The 20,602-nt window shown below is 69.2% G+C and carries 19 protein-coding genes; 10 read left to right on the forward strand and 9 right to left on the reverse strand.

Features of this window, described 5'->3' with window-relative positions; genetic code table 11:
- Positions 1-9: 9 nt before the first annotated feature.
- Both AB0I81_RS32775 and AB0I81_RS32780 read right to left on the reverse strand, forming a co-directional pair.
- Entirely contained in the window at positions 10-801 is a 792-nt protein-coding gene (locus AB0I81_RS32775; protein WP_360664351.1) for a CHAP domain-containing protein, read from the reverse strand.
- Between the two features lie 181 nt (positions 802-982).
- Positions 983-1,753, reverse strand: coding sequence for a protein phosphatase 2C domain-containing protein (locus tag AB0I81_RS32780; protein ID WP_360664353.1), 771 nt, complete (start codon positions 1,751-1,753; stop codon positions 983-985).
- Between the two features lie 76 nt (positions 1,754-1,829).
- Here AB0I81_RS32780 and AB0I81_RS32785 point away from each other — a divergent pair, with 76 nt between their 5' ends.
- The 7 genes from AB0I81_RS32785 to AB0I81_RS32815 all read left to right on the forward strand — a co-directional run bounded on the left by AB0I81_RS32785 (position 1,830) and on the right by AB0I81_RS32815 (position 10,424).
- A complete protein-coding gene (locus AB0I81_RS32785) occupies positions 1,830-3,761 on the forward strand; it encodes an N-6 DNA methylase (protein ID WP_360664356.1) in 1,932 nt (643 codons plus the stop codon).
- A 71-nt stretch (positions 3,762-3,832) separates the two neighbouring features.
- A complete protein-coding gene (locus AB0I81_RS32790; RefSeq protein WP_360664359.1) occupies positions 3,833-4,720 on the forward strand; it encodes a serine/threonine-protein kinase in 888 nt (295 codons plus the stop codon).
- A 137-nt stretch (positions 4,721-4,857) separates the two neighbouring features.
- Positions 4,858-6,156: an extracellular solute-binding protein gene (locus AB0I81_RS32795; protein WP_360664362.1), complete on the forward strand. Its 1,299-nt coding sequence runs from the start codon at positions 4,858-4,860 to the stop codon at positions 6,154-6,156.
- The gene (locus AB0I81_RS32800; protein ID WP_360664365.1) at positions 6,153-7,115 is read left to right on the forward strand and encodes a sugar ABC transporter permease; all 963 of its coding nucleotides are present in this window, start codon (positions 6,153-6,155) and stop codon (positions 7,113-7,115) included. The genes AB0I81_RS32795 and AB0I81_RS32800 overlap by 4 nt, the downstream gene beginning before the upstream one ends.
- Positions 7,116-7,164: 49 nt before the next feature.
- Positions 7,165-7,968: a carbohydrate ABC transporter permease gene (locus tag AB0I81_RS32805; protein ID WP_360664368.1), complete on the forward strand. Its 804-nt coding sequence runs from the start codon at positions 7,165-7,167 to the stop codon at positions 7,966-7,968.
- Entirely contained in the window at positions 7,965-9,335 is a 1,371-nt protein-coding gene (locus AB0I81_RS32810) for a GH1 family beta-glucosidase (RefSeq protein WP_360664371.1), read from the forward strand. The genes AB0I81_RS32805 and AB0I81_RS32810 overlap by 4 nt, the downstream gene beginning before the upstream one ends.
- Positions 9,336-9,428: 93 nt before the next feature.
- On the forward strand, positions 9,429-10,424 hold the full coding sequence (locus AB0I81_RS32815; RefSeq protein WP_360664374.1) for a LacI family DNA-binding transcriptional regulator: 996 nt from the start codon (positions 9,429-9,431) through the stop codon (positions 10,422-10,424).
- Position 10,425: 1 nt separating this feature from the next.
- Here AB0I81_RS32815 and AB0I81_RS32820 read toward each other — a convergent pair whose 3' ends face one another.
- Both AB0I81_RS32820 and AB0I81_RS32825 read right to left on the reverse strand, forming a co-directional pair.
- Positions 10,426-10,953 carry a carboxymuconolactone decarboxylase family protein gene (locus tag AB0I81_RS32820; RefSeq protein WP_360664377.1) on the reverse strand — a complete coding sequence of 176 codons (528 nt, stop codon included), beginning with the start codon at positions 10,951-10,953 and terminating at the stop codon, positions 10,426-10,428.
- A 9-nt stretch (positions 10,954-10,962) separates the two neighbouring features.
- Complete coding sequence (locus AB0I81_RS32825; protein ID WP_360664380.1) at positions 10,963-11,565, reverse strand: dihydrofolate reductase family protein; 603 nt, start codon at positions 11,563-11,565, stop codon at positions 10,963-10,965.
- Positions 11,566-11,687: 122 nt separating this feature from the next.
- Here AB0I81_RS32825 and AB0I81_RS32830 point away from each other — a divergent pair, with 122 nt between their 5' ends.
- Positions 11,688-13,067: a serine hydrolase domain-containing protein gene (locus AB0I81_RS32830; RefSeq protein WP_360664383.1), complete on the forward strand. Its 1,380-nt coding sequence runs from the start codon at positions 11,688-11,690 to the stop codon at positions 13,065-13,067.
- A 26-nt stretch (positions 13,068-13,093) separates the two neighbouring features.
- Positions 13,094-13,816 (forward strand): MerR family transcriptional regulator, encoded by a 723-nt coding sequence (locus tag AB0I81_RS32835; RefSeq protein WP_360664386.1) that lies wholly within the window; start codon positions 13,094-13,096, stop codon positions 13,814-13,816.
- Positions 13,817-13,885: 69 nt separating this feature from the next.
- On the opposite strand, the gene AB0I81_RS32840 is transcribed toward AB0I81_RS32835, so the two are convergent.
- The 5 genes from AB0I81_RS32840 to AB0I81_RS32860 form a co-directional block, all read right to left on the reverse strand.
- The gene (locus AB0I81_RS32840) at positions 13,886-15,400 is read right to left on the reverse strand and encodes a glycoside hydrolase family 13 protein (protein ID WP_360664389.1); all 1,515 of its coding nucleotides are present in this window, start codon (positions 15,398-15,400) and stop codon (positions 13,886-13,888) included.
- Positions 15,401-15,403: 3 nt separating this feature from the next.
- Positions 15,404-16,336 carry a carbohydrate ABC transporter permease gene (locus tag AB0I81_RS32845; RefSeq protein WP_360664392.1) on the reverse strand — a complete coding sequence of 311 codons (933 nt, stop codon included), beginning with the start codon at positions 16,334-16,336 and terminating at the stop codon, positions 15,404-15,406.
- A complete protein-coding gene (locus AB0I81_RS32850) occupies positions 16,333-17,199 on the reverse strand; it encodes a sugar ABC transporter permease (protein WP_360664395.1) in 867 nt (288 codons plus the stop codon). The genes AB0I81_RS32845 and AB0I81_RS32850 overlap by 4 nt, the downstream gene beginning before the upstream one ends.
- A 5-nt stretch (positions 17,200-17,204) precedes the next feature.
- The gene (locus AB0I81_RS32855) at positions 17,205-18,560 is read right to left on the reverse strand and encodes an extracellular solute-binding protein (RefSeq protein WP_360664398.1); all 1,356 of its coding nucleotides are present in this window, start codon (positions 18,558-18,560) and stop codon (positions 17,205-17,207) included.
- Positions 18,561-18,848: 288 nt separating this feature from the next.
- Positions 18,849-19,835, reverse strand: a complete 987-nt coding sequence (locus AB0I81_RS32860) for a LacI family DNA-binding transcriptional regulator (protein ID WP_360664401.1) — start codon at positions 19,833-19,835, stop codon at positions 18,849-18,851.
- A gap of 237 nt (positions 19,836-20,072) precedes the next feature.
- Between AB0I81_RS32860 and AB0I81_RS32865 the strand changes: the two genes are divergently transcribed.
- A partial coding sequence (locus AB0I81_RS32865; protein ID WP_360664404.1) for a discoidin domain-containing protein occupies positions 20,073-20,602 on the forward strand: 530 nt, incomplete at its 3' end.

A 20,602-nucleotide genomic window follows, 5' to 3' on the forward strand; every position in this document is an offset into this window, starting at 1 on the left:
TGGCGCGGCTCAGGACGGGTCGTAGGGTTTGCGTCTCTTGGGGGCGGGCCGGCCGGAGCCCGCCGGCACCCGCGCCGTCCGTTCATCGGCCGTTCCGTCGCCGGCCAGGGGGTTTCTGGGGGACGGGATTCTCGCGGGCGGCTGGGGGTCGTCGTGGGGGCGGGTGGTTCTCCAGGGGAGCCAGGACGGGCGGCGGCGGTGGCCGCGGCGGCGGCCCGTCACGCGGAGGGAGAGCAGGACGGTCATGAGCACCATCGCGGCGAGCAGCGCGGGCGGGGTGCCTAAGAAGTCCAGCGCCGAACCGCCGGTCTCCGAACGCGGCGGGCCCACCAACGGCCGCTCGGTCGAGCGGATCTCCTCCAGCCGGTCCACGTTCTCCTTGACCAGGCGCGGGATGCCGTACCCGACGACCTTGTCGGTCTCCCTGGTCTTGCGTTTGAGCCAGACGCGGTCGACGTTCGCCTCGATGGTGTGGATCTTCTTGCCGCTGACGCGTTCCACGACCCCGACGTGGTCGATGCCCTTGTAGCTCTTGCCGCCGCGCCAGTCGTAGAAGACCAGCGCTCCCGGCTCGGGCTTCTGCGTCCAGGCGCCCTGCTGGATGAACCAGGCCGCGTGCGAGGGCGTCCAGGCGAACTCACCGACGTAGTCGGACAGGTCCGCCTTGTCCGCGGCCCAGGCGAGGAACATGTCGCACCATGGCGCGTCGCGGTACTGGGTGTCTTGGACGCGATCCGCGTACCACTGGCCGAACTTGGTGACCTGGCCGTTCTTCTCCTTGTAGCCGAGTTCCTGCCGCACCGTCTTCAGCAGCTCATCCGCGATCGGGTCCAGGGTGACTCCTCCCAGAAAACCGACAAATCACGATGGACTGTAGTAGCGCCATCGCGAAATTGCGCGCATCGCCGGGAAAGTGTCTTGATATGAGCCGAAATATAGGCAGAGTGACAGATGTGACTGGTGTGACTCGCTACTACGCGTGTTAGGAGCCGGCGCCCACGCGGTAGACGCCCGCGTCCCCCGCGCCCGGCGCGACCACGTCGGCCACGATCACGGTCACGTTGTCGGGAGAGCCGCCTTCGTTGGCCAGATCGATCAACCGCTGGACTGCCGCCCCCGGGTCTGTCACCGTGGTCAGCACCTCGTGCAGGACCTCGGGCCCGAGCACGGTCGTGAGCCCGTCTGAGCAGAGGAGGTAGCGATCATCAGGCTCGGCTTCGCGCAGCGCCATGTCAGGCTCGGCCCTGCCCTCGCTGCCCAGTACGCGCAGCACCATCGAACGGCGGGGGTGCACGGCGGCCTGGTCCTCCGTTATCCGGCCTTCGTCCACCATCGACTGCACAAGTGTGTGATCCTTGGTCATCTGGTAGAGCGCACCGTCGCGAAGCAAGTACCCACGGGAGTCACCCAGATGAGCCAGGGAGAAGTGGTAGCCGTCCCACAGCATGGCGGTGACCGTGGTCCCCATCCCCCTGCGTGCGGGGTCGATGTCGGCCAGCTCGACCAGCCTGCGCGCCGCCTCGTGGACGGCGCCTTCCAGCGAGCCTTCCAGGTCGGCGCCCGTCTCGGGAAGCGTGGCATCCAGCTCGCGCATGACGGCGATCGCCGCCGAGCTCGCCAGCTCGCCGGCGGCGTGCCCGCCCATGCCGTCAGCCACCACGAGCAGCCGGCCGCTCGCGTAGCCGGAATCCTCGTTCTGCTCCCTGCGGCGGCCCACGTCTGATCCGGCGGCATAGCGGATGTTGTGCTTCATACCTTGCAGTAAATCATTGGTTGAAAGACTTCACAAGCAGATGCGCTGAAGACTCTTGTGAACTACTGTGGGCTTCATGAGCCACGACCCGACCGTGAACGCCGGGGACATCGCCCGGCTCGCGGGTGTCGGGCGTGCCGCGGTGAGCAACTGGCGACGTCGCCACGACGACTTCCCCCAGCCCATCGGCGGCACCGCCAACCAGCCGCTGTTCTCACTGCGGCAGGTCGAGTCCTGGCTGCGTCGCTATGGGAAGTCCTACCAGGTATCGCTGGGAGATCGTGTCTGGCAACGCCTGAAAGCCGCGGGCGATTTGCGCCTGGGCGAGCTGGTGGCCCAGGCCGGAGCCCTGCTGACCAGGGCCGCCGACGCCACGGGCGACGGCCTCGGCCCGGCCGGCCCCCAGGTGGACGGCTCCCGGCAGGACGGCTCACACCAAGCTGACGCCAATTCGGGCGAGCTCGACCGGCGACCCGGCGCGCCGGGCGGGCAGGGCGCGCCGGACGCGCTGGGCTCGCTGGATACATCGGGCGCGCTGGACGCGGAGCTGGCGGGGCTCGTGCTGGAGCTGGGTGAGCAGCACGGCGCGCCGGCCGCGTACGAGTTCCTGTGTGAGCGTTATCTCGAAGCCCACTCCCGCCAGCTCTCCGTCACCCGCGAGGACGTCGCCGAGCTGATGGTCCGGCTCGTGAGCGGCGATGGCGCGACCGTGCTCGACCCCGCCTGCGGCGTCGGCACACTGCTGTTCCCTCCTGCCGGTGCGGGCAAGGTGCTCGGGCAGGAGCTCAGCGAGACCTCGGCCGCCATCACCGCCGCCAGGCTGCGGCTGCGCGGCGTCGAGGCCAGGGTCGTGGCGGGTGACTCCATGCGCCACGACGGCTTCGCCGGCGAGCGGGCCGACGCGGTGGTGTGCGACCCGCCGTTCAACGAGCGGGCCTGGGGTTATGAGGAGCTGACCGGCGACCCCCGCTGGGAGTACGGGCTGCCGCCGCGCGGCGAGCCCGAGCTGGCCTGGGTGCAGCACTGCCTCACCCACGTCAAACCGCGCGGCCTGGTCGCCATCCTCATGCCGCCCGCCGCCGCCAGCCGCAAGGCGGGCCGCCGGATCCGCGCCAACCTGCTGCGCGCGGGCGCGCTGCGGGCGGTGGTCGCACTGCCCGGCTCCGACCTGTGGTTGCTGCGCCGCCCGGCGGCGGGCGAGCGCCCGCCGTCCGAGGTGCTGATCCTGGACGCCACGGCCGACCTGTCCGTCGTGGAGCCGGCCTGGCAGGCGTACCTGGAGGACCGTTCCGACCAGACCGTACGCATCATCGACCTGCTGGCCGACGAGGTCGACATGACGCCGGCCCGGCACCAGCGGCACGACGACGTGGGACGGGCCTTCGCCGAGGCGCGCGACCGGTTCCTGACCGCCGCCGCGGTGCCGCCGGACCTGAAGGTGCTGGAGCAGCCGCTCGACCAGCCCGCCACCACGCTGGGCGACCTGATCAAGGAAGGGCTGGTGGCCACCTCGCAGGCCCCGGCCAAGATGGCCGCGGACGGGGGCGACGTACCGGTCCTGACCTCCGACGACGTGTTCAACGGCGGCGCGCCGTCCGGGCACACCACCATGCAGCAGGGGCTGGTGCTGATCAGGCCCGGCGACGTGGTGGCCTCCTACTCGGCCGTGCGGGTGGTGGAGGACGGCGGGGGTGCGGCGCTGGGGCCCCACCTGACGTTGTACCGGGTGGACGCGCGCCGGCTGGACCCCGACTTCCTGGCCGGCTTCCTGCGCGCGGCCGGCGGCCGGGTGACGACCGGCTCCAGCAGGTTCGACGTGCGCCGTACGCGCCTGCCACGGCTGTCGCTGAAGGAGCAGCGGGCCTACGGCGAGGCGTTCAGGCAACTGGCCGTGCTCGAAGACGCCATCAGGGAAACCTCCACGCTGGGACAGACGTTGATCAGGCTGGGTCTCGACGGCCTGGCCGACGGCCACCTCCATCCGCCCGGTCACGGGCTCACCCCTTGAGGCGGGCTTGGTCGCCACATGCCGCCGCCCTGACGGTGTAACTTTTTCCGGTAGGCGTGGGAGGGGGGTCAATGGTTATCGGTGACCGTTATGACCTCGACGACCTTCCCCTCGGGCAGGGCGGCATGGGAGCCGTGTACGCGGGCCACGACCGCCACCTCGATCGCCGGGTCGCGGTGAAGCTGCTGCGGTTGCCCAGCGGCCCCGATCATGAGCTGGAACGCAGGTTCATCCGCGAGGCGCGCATCCTGGCCAGGCTTGAGCATCCCGGCGCGCCCGTGCTCTACGACTTCGGCACCCACGAGCAGCGGCTCTACCAGGTGATGCAGTTCATCGAAGGCGTCACGGTGGCCGACCTCGTACACGAGCACGGGCCGCTGCCGGTGTCGTGGGCGGCGGCGATCGCGGCGCAGGCGTGCGCGGTGTTGTCGGCCGCGCACGCGCTGGCGATCTGCCACCGGGACCTCAAGCCGACCAACCTCATGCTCTGCCCGGACGGCAGCGTGAAGGTGCTCGACTTCGGCCTGGCCATGTTGCGGGAGTCGGACGTCACGTTCACCCGGATCGGGCAGATCCTGGGGACGCCGGCGTACATGGCGCCCGAGCAGATCCAGCACGGCATCGCCGAGCCGCGCAGCGACCTGTACTCCCTCGGCTGCGTCCTGCACGAGATGCTCACCGGCCGGCAACTCTTCACCGGGCCCACCGACTACGTGGTCTTCGAGAAGCAGGTCAAGCAGCGCCCCCCGGTCATCCCCGGCCTGCCGGAGCCGCTGGGCGCGCTGCTGGCGCAACTGCTGGAGAAGAAGCCGGACGACCGCCCCGCGGACGCCGACGAGCTGTACGGGCGGCTCGACCCGTTCGCGGTCGGCCTGCCCATGTTGCCCGGCTTCCTGACCCAGGCCCCAAGCCCGGGCCGCATGTACGCCCGGATGGCCGGACGCGCCCTCACCGGATAGCCGGTCCGTGAACGCGCTCTCTTGGGTAACACGGATCGTTATTTAACCACCGTTGACACAGGCATGTGAACGCCGGGACTCTCGTGAGAGAGCGCTCTCTCATCAGTTCCACGACCGTGAACCCCAGGACGGTTTCCATGACCCCTCGCATCCGGCGGCTCGGCCTGCCCCTGCTCACCGCGTCCCTGCTCGCTCTGGCGACGGCGTGCGGTGGCGGCGGCGGCGGAGAGACCGCTGCCCAGTCGAGTGCCAAGCCCGGTGAGAAGATCAAGCTGACGATCGGCCTGTTCGGCGACTTCGGCTTCAAGCCGCTCTACGAGGAGTACAAGAAGACCCACCCCAACATCGAGATCGTCGAGAACGTCACCCAGTTCAACGACCACCACAGCAACCTGGTCAAGCGGCTGGCCACGAACGCGGGGGCGGGTGACATCGAGGCGGTCGAGGTCGGCTACATCAGCACCTTCACCGCCCAGCCCGGCAGGTTCACCGACCTCAAGCAGTTCGGGCTCGACCAGCGGCAGGCCGACTACCTGGACTGGAAGTGGCAGCAGGGCATGAGCAAGGACGGCTCGCAGGTGCTGGGCCTGGGCACCGACGTCGGCGGGCTGGCCATGTGCTACCGCAAGGACCTGTTCAAGAAGGCCGGGCTGCCCGAGAAGCGCGACGAGGTGTCGGCGCTCTGGCCGACCTGGGAGGACTACATCGCGACCGGCAAGAAGTTCGCCGGCGCGGACGTGGACGGCGCCAAGTTCACCGACTCCCCCGGTGAGCTCTTCCGCGCCATGGTCAACCAGGCCGCGACCGGCCTGTACGACACCCAGGACAACATCATCGTGGAGTCCAACCCCGAGGTGAAGAAGGCCTGGGACCTGTCGAACCAGCTCACCCAGGAGGGCCTGACCGCCAAGCTGGCGGCCTTCTCCCCGCCGTGGAACACCGGCTTCGCCAAGGGCTCGTTCGCCACGATCATCTGCCCGGCCTGGATGACCGGCTTCATCCAGGAGCAGGCCAAGGACGCCTCCGGCAAGTGGGACATCGCCACCGTGCCCGGCGGCTCCGGCAACAGCGGCGGCTCCCACCTGATGGTGCCCAAGCAGAGCAAGCACCCGAAGGAGGCGGCGGAGCTGATCAACTTCCTCACCTCGAAGGAGAACCAGGCCAAGGTCTTCAAGGAGGAGGGCACCTTCCCCTCCATCCCGGCCCTGTACGAGGACCCGTCGATCCAGAACTTCACCAAGCCGTTCTTCGGCGACGCCCCCATCGGCAAGATCTACTCCGACGCCGCCAAGTCACTCAAGCCGCAGCACCTCGGCCCCAAGGAGGGCGACGTGCGCGTGGCCATCGGCAACGGCCTCGGCCGCGTCGAGCAGGGCAAGCAGACCCCCGACGAGGCGTGGGCGCAGGTGCTCGAGGACGTCAAGAAAATCAAATGAGCACCTTCCCCATCGCGGTCACGCGACGGCGTAGGCGCAGCGTGCGGCACACCCTCGACGTGAGGGTGTCGCCGTACGCCTACGTGGCCCCGTTCTTCCTGCTGTTCTGCGCCTTCGGGCTGTTCCCGCTGGTCTACACGGCCTGGGTGAGCCTGCACGAGTGGACGTTGTTGTCGGAGACGCAAGAGTTCATCGGGCTGGACAACTTCTCCACCCTGCTCGCCGACGGCTACTTCTGGAACGCCACCTTCAACACCCTGTCCATCGGCGTGTTGTCGACCGTGCCGCAACTCGCGCTCGCCATCTGGCTGGCGCACCTGCTGAACCGGCGGCTGCGGTTCCAGACCTTCTTCCGGGTCGCGCTGCTGCTGCCCAACGTCACCAGTGTGGTGGCGGTGGTGGTGATCTTCAGCCAGCTCTTCGGCCGCGACTTCGGCATGATCAACTGGATGCTGTCGTGGTTCGGGGCCGGGAACATCGACTGGGCGGCGGGCACGGCCACCTCGCACATCGCGCTATCAGTGATGATCATGTGGCGCTGGACCGGGTACAACGCGCTGATCTTCCTGGCCGCGATGCAGGCCGTACCGCGCGATCTGTACGAGGCCGCGCGGCTCGACGGCGCGAGCAGCTTCACCCAGCTCCGCAAGATCACCATCCCGATGATCCGGCCGACGATCATCTTCGTGGTGATCGTCTCCACGATCGGCGCGATGCAGATCATCGCCGAGCCCATGTTGTTCGGGCAGAGCACCGGCAGCGGTGGCGGCATCGCCTCCGGCGGCCCCGACCGGCAGTTCCAGACCCTGGCGCTGTTCGTCTACGAGCAGGGCTTCGCCAGCGGCTCGTTCGACTTCGGGTACGCCTCCGCGGCGTCGTGGCTGATGTTCGTGGCCGTGGTGATCGTCGCCGGGATCAACTTCCTGATCACGCGCAGGGTGAAGGGCGGGCTGATTTGACTTCCTCCCCACGGCCGAAGCCGGGGGTCTCCAGCCTTAAGGAGTCAAGATGAGGCTGCGCTACCTGACCCTGACCGCGGTCGCCTTCTTCTCGGCCTTCCCGCTCTACTACAGCGTGGTGGTGGCCTCCCGGCACAACTCGGCGCTGGGCCAGGTGCCGCCCCCGCTGATCCCGGGCGGCAACTTCTTCGCCAACGTCTCCCGGGTCTTCGACACCGTGCCGTTCGGGCTGGCGCTGATCAACTCGGTCATCGTGGCCGGGTCGATCTCGGTCGCGGTGATGTTCTTCTCCACGCTGGCCGGGTTCGCCTTCGCCAAGCTGCGCTTCCGGGGCAAGAACATCATGCTCGTGATCACGGTTGCGACCATGATGGTCCCGGCGCAGCTCGGCATCATCCCGCTCTACATGCTCATGGTGAAGCTGGAGTGGACCGGCACCAACTACGCGCTGATCGTGCCCGCGCTGGTCAACGCGTTCGGCGTGTTCTTCATGACGCAGTACCTCTCGCGCGCCCTGCCCACCGAACTGCTGGAGGCGGGGCGGGTGGACGGGTGCACGACGTGGGGGTTGTTCTGGCACGTCGTGCTGCCGGCCGCGCGGCCCGCGGCGGCGGTGCTGGGCATGCTGACGTTCATGTCGGCCTGGAACGACTACTTCTGGCCGCTGGTCGTGCTGACCCCGGACAATCCGACTGTCCAGGTGGCGCTGTCCACCCTGGCCAGCGGATACGTCAACGACTACGTGCTGGGGCTGGCGGGAACGGCGATCGGGACCCTGCCGCTCGTGGCCGTGTTCGCCCTGTTCGGCAGGCAAATCATCGGTGGAATCATGCAAGGAGCTGTTAAGGGATGATCTTTCCCGAGGACTTCGTCTGGGGCGCCGCCACGGCCTCCTACCAGATCGAGGGGGCGGTCAAGGAGGACGGGCGGGGCCAGTCGATCTGGGACACCTTCTCCCACACCCCCGGGAACGTGGCCGACGGCGACACCGGCGACGTGGCCTGCGACCACTATCACCGCTACCGGGACGACATCGGCCTGATGCGCGAGCTGCGACTGGGGGCCTACCGGTTCTCGGTGGCCTGGCCGCGCATCCAGCCGGACGGTGAGGGCTCGATCAACCCCCGTGGCCTGGCTTTCTACGACAAGCTCGTAGATGAACTACTAGCCGCCGAAATTTCGCCGTATGTAACGCTCTACCACTGGGACCTGCCGCAGGCTCTCGAAGACCGGGGCGGGTGGACGAACCGGGACACCGCCTACCGCTTCGCCGACTACGCCCAGGCCGTCTACGACCGGCTCGGCGACCGGGTGGCCGACTGGGCCACGCTGAACGAGCCCTGGGTGGCGGCTTTTCTCGGCTACGGCAGCGGCGTGCACGCGCCGGGCCACCACGACGCGGCCCGCGCCATGCGCTCCTCGCACCACCTGCTGCTCGGCCACGGCCTGGCGGCGCGACGGCTGCGCGAGGCGGGGGCCCGCAGCATCATGCTGGTGGTCAACTCCGCTCCCGTGCTCACGCCCGCCCAGGTCAACGACCCGTCGGCGGTGCCCTCCGAGGCGGACGCGGCGGCCGTGCAGCGCATCCACGCGCTGCTGACCAGGCAGTTCCTGGACCCGGCCGTGTACGGCACGTACCCGGAGGAGGTCCTTGAGGCGGCGGCGCGCAACGGCGGGACCGGCCACATCCTGGACGGCGACCTGGCGCTGATCAACGCCCCGATCGACCTGGTCGGCGTGAACTACTACAACCCGTGCGTGGTCGAGTCCGGCCCCGGCCTGCCGGCCGAACCGGCGTGGCCGGGCTCGGAGAACGTCAAGTTCACCGCCGCGGACGCGCCGACGACGGCGATGGGCTGGCCGATCGTGCCCGACGGGCTCTCCCGGCTGCTCGTCCGGCTCTCGCAGGACTATCCGCAGGTCGGGCTGATGGTCACGGAGAACGGCGCGGCCTTCGACGACGTCGTGGAGGACGGCCGGGTGCACGACGACCAGCGGGTGGCCTACCTGGACGGGCATCTGCGCGAGGTGCGCCGGGCCATCGAGGCGGGGGCCGACCTGCGGGGATACCTGGTGTGGTCGCTGCTGGACAACTTCGAGTGGGCCGAGGGTTACCGGCGGCGCTTCGGGATCGTGCACGTGGACTACGGCACGCAGACCAGGGTGCTCAAGGACAGCGCGCTGTGGTACCGGGACGTGATCGGCAGGAACGGGCTGTAGATTCTTTCACGTGCTCTCCCAACAGGTGCGGCTCTCCCGGCAGGCACGGCCCTTCGGACAGGTGCGGCCCTTCCGATCCCGGCAGGTGCGGATATGAGACGCCCGACGCTTGAGGCGGTCGCCGCCCGTGCGGGCGTCTCGCGCGCCACCGCCTCCCGGGTGGTCAACGGGCAGACCACGGTGGCGCCGCACATCCGCGACGCCGTGCAGCGCGCGATCGACGAGTTGGGCTACGTGCCCAACTCGGCCGCGCGCAGCCTGGTCACCCAGCGCACCGACTCGGTCGCCCTGGTCGTCAGCGAGCCGGGGACGAGGGTCTTCTCCGAGGATCCGCTGTTCTCCACGGCGATCAGGTCGGCGTCGGTGGAGCTGGAGGCGATCAACAAGCAGGTCGTGCTGATGCTGGCCTCCTCCCCCAAGAGCCACGCCCGGGTGGAGCGTTACATCTCGGGCGGCCACGTGGACGGCGTGATGTTGTTGTCCATGCACGGCGCCGACCCGCTGCCGTCCGCGTTGTCGCGGTTGCGCGTGCCCGTGGTCTCCTACGGGCGGCCCGCCGTGCCGGTGGACATCCCGTTCGTGGACAACGACAACGTGGGCGGGGCCGAGGCCGGGGTCCGGCGCCTGGTGGAGACGGGGCGGCGCAGGATCGCCACGATCGCCGGGCCGCAGGACATGATCGCCGGCCAGGACCGGCTGGCCGGCTACCGCAACGTGCTGCGCGACTCCGACCGCCGCTCGATCGTGGCGGTCGGCGACTTCACGCGCGAGTCGGGGGCGGTGGCGATGCGCCAGTTGCTGGGCGACGATCCCGCGCTGGACGCCGTGTTCGTGGCCAACGACCTGATGGCGGTCGGGGCGCTGCAGTCGTTGCGGCAGGCGGGGCGGCGGGTGCCCGACGACGTGGCGGTGGTGGGCTTCGACGACATCGAGGCGGCGAAGTACACCGAACCACCGCTGACCACGCTCAGGCACCCGGTGTCGGAGCAGGCGGCGGCCATGGTCAAGCTGCTGCTCAACCTGTTCGAGGGTGGCCCGACCGATCCGATCATCCTGCCCACCGAACTGGTGATCAGGGAGTCCGCCTAGCTCACACCCTGAAGACGCGCAGTTGCAGGGCGAGTGTGGAGTAGTAGCCGATCAGCGTGGTCAGCTCGAACAACTCCCGCTCTCCCAGCGCCGCGTACTCCTCCTCGTCCAGGTCCCCCTTGGCGACCAGGGCGCGGGCCACGCCGAGCACCGCCGCCTCGGCCGGGTCGGCGAGGTCCAGGGGTGAGCCGTCGCGCAGGGCCTGGAGCTGGTCGTCGGTGAACCCCAGCTCGCGGGCGATCGGCTCGTGGGCCGCCCGCTCGAACGCGCTGTCGTGGTGGCCGGCCACCACCAGGATCGCCAGCTCCCGCGCCCGGTCGGTGAGCGTGGTGCGGTAGCGGATGGCGGCTCCCAGCTCCTGGAGCGGATCGCCGACCGGCGGGCTGAGCAACATCGCGTTGAACGGCCCCGTGAGGCCGCCGTCGCCATCGACCATGAACCGGCCGCGCGGGCCTGAGGTGATCTTGTCGTAGAGCGCCCGCGCGTCCGGGTCCAGTTCGTACGGAGGTGTCCTGCGCAGCCGTGCCATCCCGTGATCCTAGGAGATCTGGAACCTCAGGTGCGCGAACGGCGACGTCAGCTTGACCGCGCCCGGGTCCGGCAGCCCGTCGAACAGCCGCACGCCCGCGCCGAGCAGCACCGGGGCCACGTGGAGGTTGCCCTCGTCGATGAGCCCGGCGGCCAGGTACTGCCGTACGATGTCCGCGCCGCCCGCGATCCGCACGTCCTTGTCGCCGGCCGCATGCTTGGCCTGAGCCAGCGCGCTGTCGATGCCGTCGGTCACGAAGTGGAACGTGGTGCCGCCCTTCCTGGCCCACGGCTCGCGGGCGCGGTTGGTCACCACGAAGACTTGGTGGCGGAACGGCGCGTCCTCCGGCCAGCCGACCTCGCCTTCGTCGAACATGTTCCGGCCCATCACCGTCGCGCCGCTCCGCTCGATCGTCCGCCGGATCAGGGCGTCGTCCTCGGTGGCCGGGCGGTCGGTCGGGGCTCCGCCGATCAGCTCGGCGAAGGCCGCCGTGCGGTACATCCAGGTGTGCAGCTTGGGGCCGCCGTCGCCGATCGGGTTGCCGGGACGCGCGTTCGGCCCCGCCACGTAGCCGTCCAGGGACATGCCGAGGTCGAAGAACACCTTGCCCATGATGGTCGCTCCTGTCTTCGGGGGGTCTGTCACAGGAAGGTCGGTGCCGTGCCGCGCTTTTTGACATCCCCGGAGAAAGAGGCTTGACCCCGCCCCTGGGGCAGGGTTCGACGATGCTCTGCATGGAGAACAACCTGAAGCAGCAGATCACCGCTTACTGCGAGGCCAACCACATCCCCGGGTTCGTCGCAGGCGTGCACCACGCCGGCGAGCAGGTCATCGTCGCCCACGGCACCGCGAACGTCACCACCGGCGCGCCGATGCGCGAGGACACCGGGTTCCTCTTCGGCTCCGTCACCAAGGTCCTGACCACCACGCTGGTCCTGCGGCTGGTCGAGCGGGGGCTGCTGGACCTCGACGCGCCGGTGGTGAAGTACCTGCCGGACTTCGCGCTGAGCACGATCCTGGTCCGGCACCTGATCTCGCACACCAACGGCATCGACGCCGACCTGTACTTCCCCGACGCCAAGGGCCGCGACGCGCTGAAGACCTACGTCAGCGGCCTGGCGAGCCGCGGCACCCTGTTCGAGCCCGGCGAGCAGCTCAGCTACTCCAACGGCGGCATGATCGTCGCGGGCCGTCTGCTGGAGGTGGTGACCGGCCTGCCCTTCCCCGACCTGCTCGAACGCGAGATCTACGCGCCCGTCGGCATGAAGGACTCCAGCACCTCGGCCGAGCAGGCCATCCTGCGCGGCACCGCGATCGGCCACTTCCCCGACCCCGAGACCATGGCGCCCAGGCCCACAAACATGTTCATGCTGCCCGACGCCTGGGGACCGGCGGGCGGCACGCCGATCGGCACCATCGCCGACCTGCTCGCCTTCGGCCGCACCCACCTGAACGGCGGCGTGTCCCCCGCCGGCGCGCGCGTCCTGTCGGCCGAGTCGACCGCTCTCATGCGGCAGGTCTCGCGGGACCTTCAGACTCCGAACTCCCCGCCGATGGGCCTGGGCTGGGTGTTGTACCCGTTCGGCGAGACCACGGTCGCGGCCATGTCGGGCGCGTCGCCCGGCGGCGTGTCCATCCTGTGCGTCATCCCCGAACACGACCTGGTCTTCGCCGCCTTCGGCAACACCCCGGCCGCGCTCATGCTGCAGGACCAGCTCCTGGAATGGCTGCTGAGCGAGCATCTCGGCGTCCGCATCCCCACGCTGATCACCGAGGTGGAGCAGGACGTCGATCTGTCCCCGTACGTGGGCACCTACCGCTCCGACCAGCTCCGCATCGACGTCAGCATCGTGGACGGCCAGTTGGAGGAGCGGACCACGTACGAGCCGGAGGACGAGACGCAGGAGCGCATCTTCACCGAGTTCGCCGGCGGCAATACCTCGGCTCCGCCGCAGCGCTACGTGCCGATCAGGCCCGGCCTCTTCGCGCCCGCCGGCTTTCCGCTGGAGGCGTTCGACGGGTACGTGCGGCTGCTGCTGGTCTCCTACCACGACGTCCGCGACGGGCAGGCGCGCTTCCGCAACGGCGGCGGCCGCATGACCCGGCGTGCTTAGTTCGGCCGGGTGAAAGGATGGCAGGCGTGATCACGATTGGGCAGCTCGCGGAGTACGCCGGGGTGAGTGTCAAGACCATCCGCCACTACCACGAGCGCGGCCTGCTCGCCGAGCCCGACCGCGACTCCTCCGGCTACCGGCGCTACACCGCCGAGGACGCCATCGCCCTGGTCAAGATCAGGACCCTGGCCAGTGCGGGTGTGCCGCTGGCCCGCGTTAAGGACCTGCTCGACGCCGACCAGGACACGCTCACGGCGGCCATCGCCGAGGTCGACCAGGGCATCGATGAGCGCATCGCGCAACTGCGGCGGGTCCGCGGTCAACTCGCCCAGTTGCGCGGCGGCGACCGGCTCTACGTCTCCCCCGAGGTCGCCGACCACCTCGACGACCTGCGCGGGCTCGGGATCAGCGAGCGTCAGATCAAGCTGGAACGCGACGGCTGGATCCTCATGCAGACCGCCTCGCCCGAGGACGCCGCCGTGTGGATCGCCGAGAAGCGCGCGGCCATGGCCGATCCCGAGTTCCGCGCGCTCTACCTCGAACACGACGCCGCCTACGGCTGGCCGCCGGACGATCCACGCCTGGTCGCGCTCGCGGAGCGTACCCAGAAGTGGGTCGCCGGCCACCAGGGCCAGTCCGAGAGCCGCGCCGTCAACAATCCCATCATCGCCCGCCTGGCCGAGCGGTCCCAGCCCGGAGCCTCGTCCCCGGCCTGGGACATCCTGGTCCGGCTCATGGACGAGGAATGAGCCACGCCCCCCGTGCGGTGGCCGGGGGGCGGGACTCGCCGACGCCGGTTCGCGCCGGAGCCATACCGGTCAGCCTCCCGACAACCAGGCCGTGGTGTCGGAGGGCAGGCGGCCGTCCTCGATCGGGCCGCTGGCCAGCAGGATCTCGCCGGCGGGCAGCGGCACCGGTTCCGCGCCCAGGTTCGTGACGCAGGTCAGGCCCGAGTCGCGGGTGAAGGCCAGAACCTGCTCACCCATCGGCAGCCAGGTCAGCGTCCCGTCCCCGAGCAGTTCCCTGCGCAGGCGCAGCCCCGTGCGGTAGAGGTTGAGCATCGAGCCGAGGTCCGTACGCTGAGCCTCGGCCGTCAGCTTGCGCCAGCCCTCCGGCTGCGGCAACCACGGTGTGCCCGCGCCGAAGCCGAACGGAGGCTCCTCCCCCGACCACGGCAGCGGGATGCGGCAGCCGTCGCGGCCCGGGTTCGTACCGCCGGAGCGGGCGTGCATCGGGTCCTGGCGGACCTCGTCCGGCAGGTCTTCCACCTCCGGCAGGCCCAGCTCCTCGCCCTGGTAGACGTAGACCGAGCCGGGCAGCGCCATGGCCAGCAGGGCCGCGGCGCGCGCACGGCGGTAGCCCAGCTCCAGGTCCGTCGGGCTACCGTGCAGGGCGCCGCCGTGGGCGAAGGTGGTGTCGGCGCGGCCGTACCGGGTGACCGGGCGGGTCACGTCGTGGTTGGACAACACCCACGTCGGCGGGGCGCCGATGGGGGTGTGCGTGGCCAGCGTCAGGTCGATGGATCTGCGCAGGTCCGCCGGGTCCCAGGCGCAGGACAGGAAATCGAAGTTGAAGGCGGTGTGCATCTCGTCGGGGCGCAGGTAGAGCGCGAAACGCTCCTGGTCGGGGAGCCACACCTCCCCGATCAGGATGCGCTCGCCGTACTCGTCGGCCACCTCGCGCCACCGACGGTAGACGTCATGGACCTCGTCGAGGTCTTCGTAGCCGGTCTCCGACTTGATCAGCAGCGCGGCGGAGTCGACGCGCACGCCGTCCACGCCCCGGTCCAGCCAGAAGCGCAGCACGTCCTCGAACTCCTGGCGGACCTCCGGGTTGGCCCAGTTGAAGTCCGGCTGCTCGGGGGCGAACAAGTGGAGGTACCACTGGCCGTCGGGCACCTGGGTCCAGGCCGAGCCGCCGAAGATGGACTGCCAGTCGTTCAGCGGCTCGTCGGCGAACCAGAAGCGGTCCCGCGCGGCCGGGTCGGCCAGGGCCTGCTTGAACCAGGCGCTCTCGGTGGAGCTGTGGTTCGGCACCACGTCGATGATGACCTTGATGCCCAGCTCGTGCGACTCCTCGATGAGCCGCTCGGCCTCGGTGAGCGTGCCGAACACCGGCTCGATGTCGCGGTAGTCGGCCACGTCGTAGCCGCCGTCCGCCATCGGCGACGGGTACCACGGGGTGAGCCAGATCGCGTCGATTCCGAGATCCTTCAGGTACGGCAGGCGAGATCGCAGCCCTGCGAGGTCACCCACGCCGTCGCCGTTCCCGTCGGCGAAGCTGCGCGGGTAGACCTGGTAGATCGCGGCCCCCCGCCACCACGTTTGCGACATGCGTTATCCCTTGATGCTTCCGGCGGTGAGCCCCGCCATGATGTGTCGTTGGAAGATGAAGAAGACGATGACCATGGGGATGCTGGTGATCAGCAGGCCGCCCATGACCTGGTTCTGGGTGACGGCCCCGGCCGTCTGTGACAGGCCCACGCTGATCGTCATCTTGTCGCTGTCGGTCATGACGAGCAGCGGCCAGACGAAGTCCTTGAACGAGGTGACGATCGTGAAGATCGAGACCACGCCGAGGATGGGCCTGGAGATCGGCAGGACCACCGAGCGCAGGATGCGCACCGGGCCGGCCCCGTCGATCTGCGCGGCCTCGATCAGCTCCCGGGGTATCGAGTCGAAGAAGCGCTTGAGCAGGAAGATGTTGAACCCGTTGGCCGCCGCGGGCAGCCACAGCGCCCACGGGTTGTTGAGCAGGCCGAGGTCCACGACCGTGACGTACAGCGGGATGAGGATGACCATCGCCGGGATCATCAGCGTGGCCAGCATCATGCCGAGGATGACGTTGCCGAACGCCGGCCGCAGCTTCGACAGCGCGTACGCCGCCGAAACGTCCACGGCCATGCAGACGGCCCAGCCGCCCAGCGAGTACCAGACGGTGTTGACCAGCAGCGTGCCGATGTCGAACAGGTCCCACGCCTCGAAGAAGGCGTCCGGCGTCGGGTCGGCGGGGAAGAGCGTCGGCGGCATCTGCGCCAGCTCCTCCGGCGTCTTGAGCGCGCCGGTGGCCATCCAGTAGAGCGGGAAGACGAAGGCCAGCGTGAACAGCACGAGCACCGCGGCCAGCACGAGCCAGTAGACGCGCCGGCCCCACGGGCTGTTGAGCTGGTGCGGGGAGACGATCGTGCGGAACTGCACCTCGATCGGCTTCGGCGACCGCTTCCTGCCCCGTCTCCGCCCGGCGGTGGCACGGGCGCCGACCGAAATCATGCCTTGTCCTCCCTGGTCAGCCGGAGCTGGAAGGCGGCGAAGACGAGCAGCACGATCATCAGCATCATGCCGAGCGCCCCTGCCGACCCGTAGTCCTGCAGCGTGAACGCGTTCTGGAACATCAGGTACGCGACGGTGACGGTGGCGTTCTCCGGGCCGCCGCCGGTGAGCATGTACGGCTCGATGAACACCTGCATGGTGGCCACGATCTGCAACATCAGCATGAGGAGCAGGATGAGCCGGGTCTGCGGGATCGTGACGTGCCTGATGCGCTTCCAGATGCCGGCCCCGTCCAGTTCGGCGGCCTCGTACAGTTCCGGCGAGATGTTCTGCAGCGCGGCCAGGTAGATCAGGGTCGCGCTGCCCATGTTCATCCACGTCGAGACGATGACCAGCGAGATCAGCGCGGTGGATGAGCTGTCGAGCCAGGCGGACGGCGGCAGCCCGAAGGCGCCGAGCACCTGGTTGAACAGCCCGGGCCCCGGATCGTAGAACCACCTGAACAGCAGCACCGCCACGATCGGCGGCAACATGACCGGCAGGTAGACCACGAACCGCAGGTAGGCCCGGGCGTGGCGCAACTCGTTGAGCACGAGCGCGACGACGAACGGCACGGCGTAGCCGAACACCAGCGCGAGGAACGTGAACTCAAGGGTGTTCAGCCACGCCTCGCCGAAGGCCGGGTCCTGGATCGCGGTGGTGAAGTTGTCCAGGCCGACCCAGATCGGCTCGTTGATCAGGTCGGTCTTCTGGAAGCTCAGGATGAACTCCCTGACCATGGGATACCAGGCGAACACCGTGAAGCAGAACAGCGCGCCGCACAAGAACCCGTAGGCCGTCAGATTGCGCCTCAGGAAAGCCATTGAGGTCAGCCCTTGGCCGCCAGCACCGAGTTCGCCTTCGTCTCGGCGTCCTTGAGCAGCTGGTCGATGCTGGCGTCCTTGCGGCTCAGCACGCCAGACATGGGCACGTCGAGGATGGCGTACAGCTCCTGGGCGAACAGCGGCTCGGCCTTCGGCGGCACCGTGCCGGCGGCCTGCACGTAGGACTCGTAGTTGGTGACCGGCAGCGAGGCGTTCTTCACCCGGTCGGCCTGGATGGCCTGGCCGGTGGGCGAGTCGCCGAAGACGGCGTTGTCGGGCACGCCGACGGGGTTGCCCAGGCTCTTTCCGCGGGCGAAGTCGAAGCGGCCCTTGCCGACGGTGTTGTAGCGGAAGTCGATCCACTCCAGAGCGGCCTTGGCCTCCTCGGGCGTGGCCTTCGGGTTGATCATGAATGCCTCGCCGCCGCTCAGCGACGCCTTGGCCTCGGGGAAGCCGGTGATGCCGTAGTCGTCCACCTTGCCCTTGAACTTGGTGACCACGTCGGTGACCACGTCCGGCGCGCCCAGCATCATGCCGACCTTGCCGCTGCCCATGGCGACCATCAGCGACTCCCAGCCGACCAGCAGCTTGGTGCCCATGCTGTTGTCGGTCCAGCGCATGTCGTGCAGGGCCTGCAGCACGGCCTTGCCCTCGGGCGAGTTGAAGGCGGCCTGCTTGTTGTCCGGGGTCAGGACGCTGCCGCCGCGGCCGTAGAGGGCCTGGGTGAAGTGCCAGCCGCCGGTGTTGCCGCCGGAGTACTCGCCGAACCCGACGTTTCCGCCGCCGAGCCCGGCGATCTTCTTGGCCGCCTCACGGACCTCGGCCCACGTCTTCGGCGGGTTGTCGGGGTCGAGCCCGGCCTTGGTGAACAGGGCGCGGTTGTAGACCAGGCCCACGCTGTAGTGCACGTTGGGGACGCCGTACACCTTGCCGTCCTTGGTGACCAGCTCCTTGTGGTCGGCGCGCAGGTCGGCCCAGTTCTTGATGACGTTCGTGTACGCCGTGATGTCCAGCGCCTGGCCCTTGGCGATCACGTCGTCGTAGTTGGTCACGGGCACCATGAACGCCGTCTCCAGCTGGCCGCCCGCCAGCTTGGGGCCGAAGGTCTTGGGGTCGAAGCACGGCTGCTGGTCCGTGCTCTTGACCGTCACGCCGGGGTGCGCCTTCTCGTACGCGGCCACGTCGTCGTCCCAGGCCTGCCGCTCCTTCGGCGCGGACTTCGCCGGTTGGCAGGCCACCGTGATCGACACGGCCTTGGCGCCGCCGGAGGCGGACGGGGTGGCGGGCTCGCCCGAGCCGCACGCTGCCGTGGCGGTGAGGCTCAGGGCGGTTACGAGCAAGAGTCCGGTGGATCTCTGCATGGTCTGACCCTTCTAATGCGAGGTGCCCACACCATAGGATCAGCGACCAATCAGCGCAATATTTCGACTTCATTTTGCAAGATAACGACTGAGTTACGCCGCGCTGGGGCACCTCAAACCACGGAGCCGGGCAACTTGGGCTCGCGTAACGGCGGGCCACCACTGAAGGGATCAGAGGGCGTTTCCTGGAGGGCCATCAGCCGGAGTAAGGCGAGTGGCGGGCCACGGCAGCGCGTAACAGAAGGACATCCCGAGTGTGGCGGGCGGCGGGCCATGGCACCGCGTAAATTATGGGACCCTCGCCGTGGAGGCGCGGACCACCAGTTCGGGCTCGAACAGCAGCTCGTCGGCGGGCACGACCGCCTTGTCGATCTGCGCCACCAGCAGGTCCACCGCCGCGCGCCCCATCGCGTCGATCGGCTGCCGCACCGTAGTGAGCGGCGGCTCGGTGCAGTTCATCAGCGCCGAGTCGTCGAACCCGATCACCGACACGTCCGCCGGCACGCTCAGCCCCGCCCGCCGGGCCGCCCGCACGGTCCCCAGCGCCAGCAGGTCGCTGGCGCAGATCACCCCGGTCACCCCCCGCTTGACCAGCCGGGCGGCCGCCGCGTGCCCGCCCTCCAGCGAGAACATCGTGTGCTCCACCAGCTCCACGTCCCCGCCCGCCGCCTGGAACGTCTCCAGCTTGCGCCGCGACGGCATATGATCTTTCGGCCCGAGCACCATGCCGATCCGCTCGTGCCCGAGCGCCCGCAGATGGGCGATGGCCATCTCCGCCGCCACCACGTCGTCACACGACACCTGCGGAAAGTCCAGGTGCCGCACGGCCGCGTTGACCAGCACCGTCGGCAGCTTGCGCTCGTGCAGCAGCTCGTAGTGCCCGTGCGAGGCGTCGGCCTGGGCGTACAGGCCGCCGGCGAAGACCACCCCGCTGACCTGCTGCTGGAGCAGCAGGTCCACGTAGTCGGCCTCGGACACGCCACCGACCGTCCTGGTGCACAACACCGAGGTGAAGCCCTGCTGGGCCAGCGCGCCGCCGACCACTTCCGCGAAGGCGGGGAAGATCGGGTTCTGCAGCTCGGGCAGCACCAGGCCGACCAGCCGGGCCCGGTCGCCGCGCAGTTGCGTGGGCCGCTCGTAGCCGAGCACGTCGAGCGCCGTCAGCACGGCCTCGCGGGTCGCGTCGGACACCCCCGGCTTGCCGTTGAGCACACGGCTCACGGTCGCCTCGCTCACTCCGACTTTCTTGGCCACCTCTGCGAGTCGTCGCGTCATGCGCAAACTATACGGCCTTGAGCGCAAGCGCTTGCAACGGCTTACGTGGATCGGACGTCAGGGCTTGCATCGCGTTCGTACGGACTTCCCGCCCATCTCCGCACCCTGACCAGCGCAGAAACGCGGCGGGATCTGATCGAAGCCAGTCAACTGTTTGCGAAATGCAGTCGAAATATTGCGGCTATCTGCTCGACATCTTATGGTTCGGCCATCCGCCTTACCCGAAGGGCCACCCCCATGAGAGCTCTGTTAGCCGCCCTCACATTACTGCTCGCCTTTCTCATCGCCCCGCCCGCGCAGGCCGCCGCCGAGGTCAACCTCGCGGCCGGCAAGGCCGCCACCGCCGGCAGCTTCACCGACGTCTACCGCGCCGCCAACGTCACCGACGGCAACCAGGCCACCTACTGGGAATCGGCCAACAACGCCTTCCCGCAGTGGATCCAGGTCGACCTCGGTGTGAGCGCGAGTGTGACCAGGCTGGTGCTCAAGCTGCCCACCGGCTGGCCCAGCCGTACCCAGACCCTCACCGTGCAGGCCAGCGCCAACGGCTCCACCTTCACCACCCTGGCCGCCTCGGCCGCCCGTACCTTCAACCCGGCCGCCACCATCACCTTCCCCGCCACCACCACCCGCTACCTGCGCCTGCACATCACCGCCAACAGCCAATGGCCCGCCGGCCAGCTGTCGGAGTTCGAGGTCTGGGGCAGCGCCCCCGACAATCCCGGCGGCACCAACCTGGCCCTCGGCAAGACCATGACCGCCTCCGG

Source organism: Nonomuraea sp. NPDC050404 (assembly GCF_040655495.1).
Taxonomy (GTDB): Bacteria; Actinomycetota; Actinomycetes; order Streptosporangiales; family Streptosporangiaceae; genus Nonomuraea.

Bases quoted from the DNA above. Each gene is read 5' to 3' on its own strand.
- AB0I81_RS32780 (WP_360664353.1), bottom strand. From the start codon at position 1,753: ATGAAGCACAACATCCGCTATGCCGCCGGATCAGACGTGGGCCGCCGC.
- AB0I81_RS32785 (WP_360664356.1), top strand. From the start codon at position 1,830: ATGAGCCACGACCCGACCGTGAACGCCGGGGACATCGCCCGGCTCGCG.
- AB0I81_RS32790 (WP_360664359.1), top strand. From the start codon at position 3,833: ATGGTTATCGGTGACCGTTATGACCTCGACGACCTTCCCCTCGGGCAG.
- AB0I81_RS32795 (WP_360664362.1), top strand. From the start codon at position 4,858: ATGACCCCTCGCATCCGGCGGCTCGGCCTGCCCCTGCTCACCGCGTCC.
- AB0I81_RS32800 (WP_360664365.1), top strand. From the start codon at position 6,153: ATGAGCACCTTCCCCATCGCGGTCACGCGACGGCGTAGGCGCAGCGTG.
- AB0I81_RS32805 (WP_360664368.1), top strand. From the start codon at position 7,165: ATGAGGCTGCGCTACCTGACCCTGACCGCGGTCGCCTTCTTCTCGGCC.
- AB0I81_RS32810 (WP_360664371.1), top strand. From the start codon at position 7,965: ATGATCTTTCCCGAGGACTTCGTCTGGGGCGCCGCCACGGCCTCCTAC.
- AB0I81_RS32815 (WP_360664374.1), top strand. From the start codon at position 9,429: ATGAGACGCCCGACGCTTGAGGCGGTCGCCGCCCGTGCGGGCGTCTCG.
- AB0I81_RS32820 (WP_360664377.1), bottom strand. From the start codon at position 10,953: ATGGCACGGCTGCGCAGGACACCTCCGTACGAACTGGACCCGGACGCG.
- AB0I81_RS32825 (WP_360664380.1), bottom strand. From the start codon at position 11,565: ATGGGCAAGGTGTTCTTCGACCTCGGCATGTCCCTGGACGGCTACGTG.
- AB0I81_RS32830 (WP_360664383.1), top strand. From the start codon at position 11,688: ATGGAGAACAACCTGAAGCAGCAGATCACCGCTTACTGCGAGGCCAAC.
- AB0I81_RS32840 (WP_360664389.1), bottom strand. From the start codon at position 15,400: ATGTCGCAAACGTGGTGGCGGGGGGCCGCGATCTACCAGGTCTACCCG.
- AB0I81_RS32845 (WP_360664392.1), bottom strand. From the start codon at position 16,336: ATGATTTCGGTCGGCGCCCGTGCCACCGCCGGGCGGAGACGGGGCAGG.
- AB0I81_RS32850 (WP_360664395.1), bottom strand. From the start codon at position 17,199: ATGGCTTTCCTGAGGCGCAATCTGACGGCCTACGGGTTCTTGTGCGGC.
- AB0I81_RS32855 (WP_360664398.1), bottom strand. From the start codon at position 18,560: ATGCAGAGATCCACCGGACTCTTGCTCGTAACCGCCCTGAGCCTCACC.
- AB0I81_RS32860 (WP_360664401.1), bottom strand. From the start codon at position 19,835: ATGACGCGACGACTCGCAGAGGTGGCCAAGAAAGTCGGAGTGAGCGAG.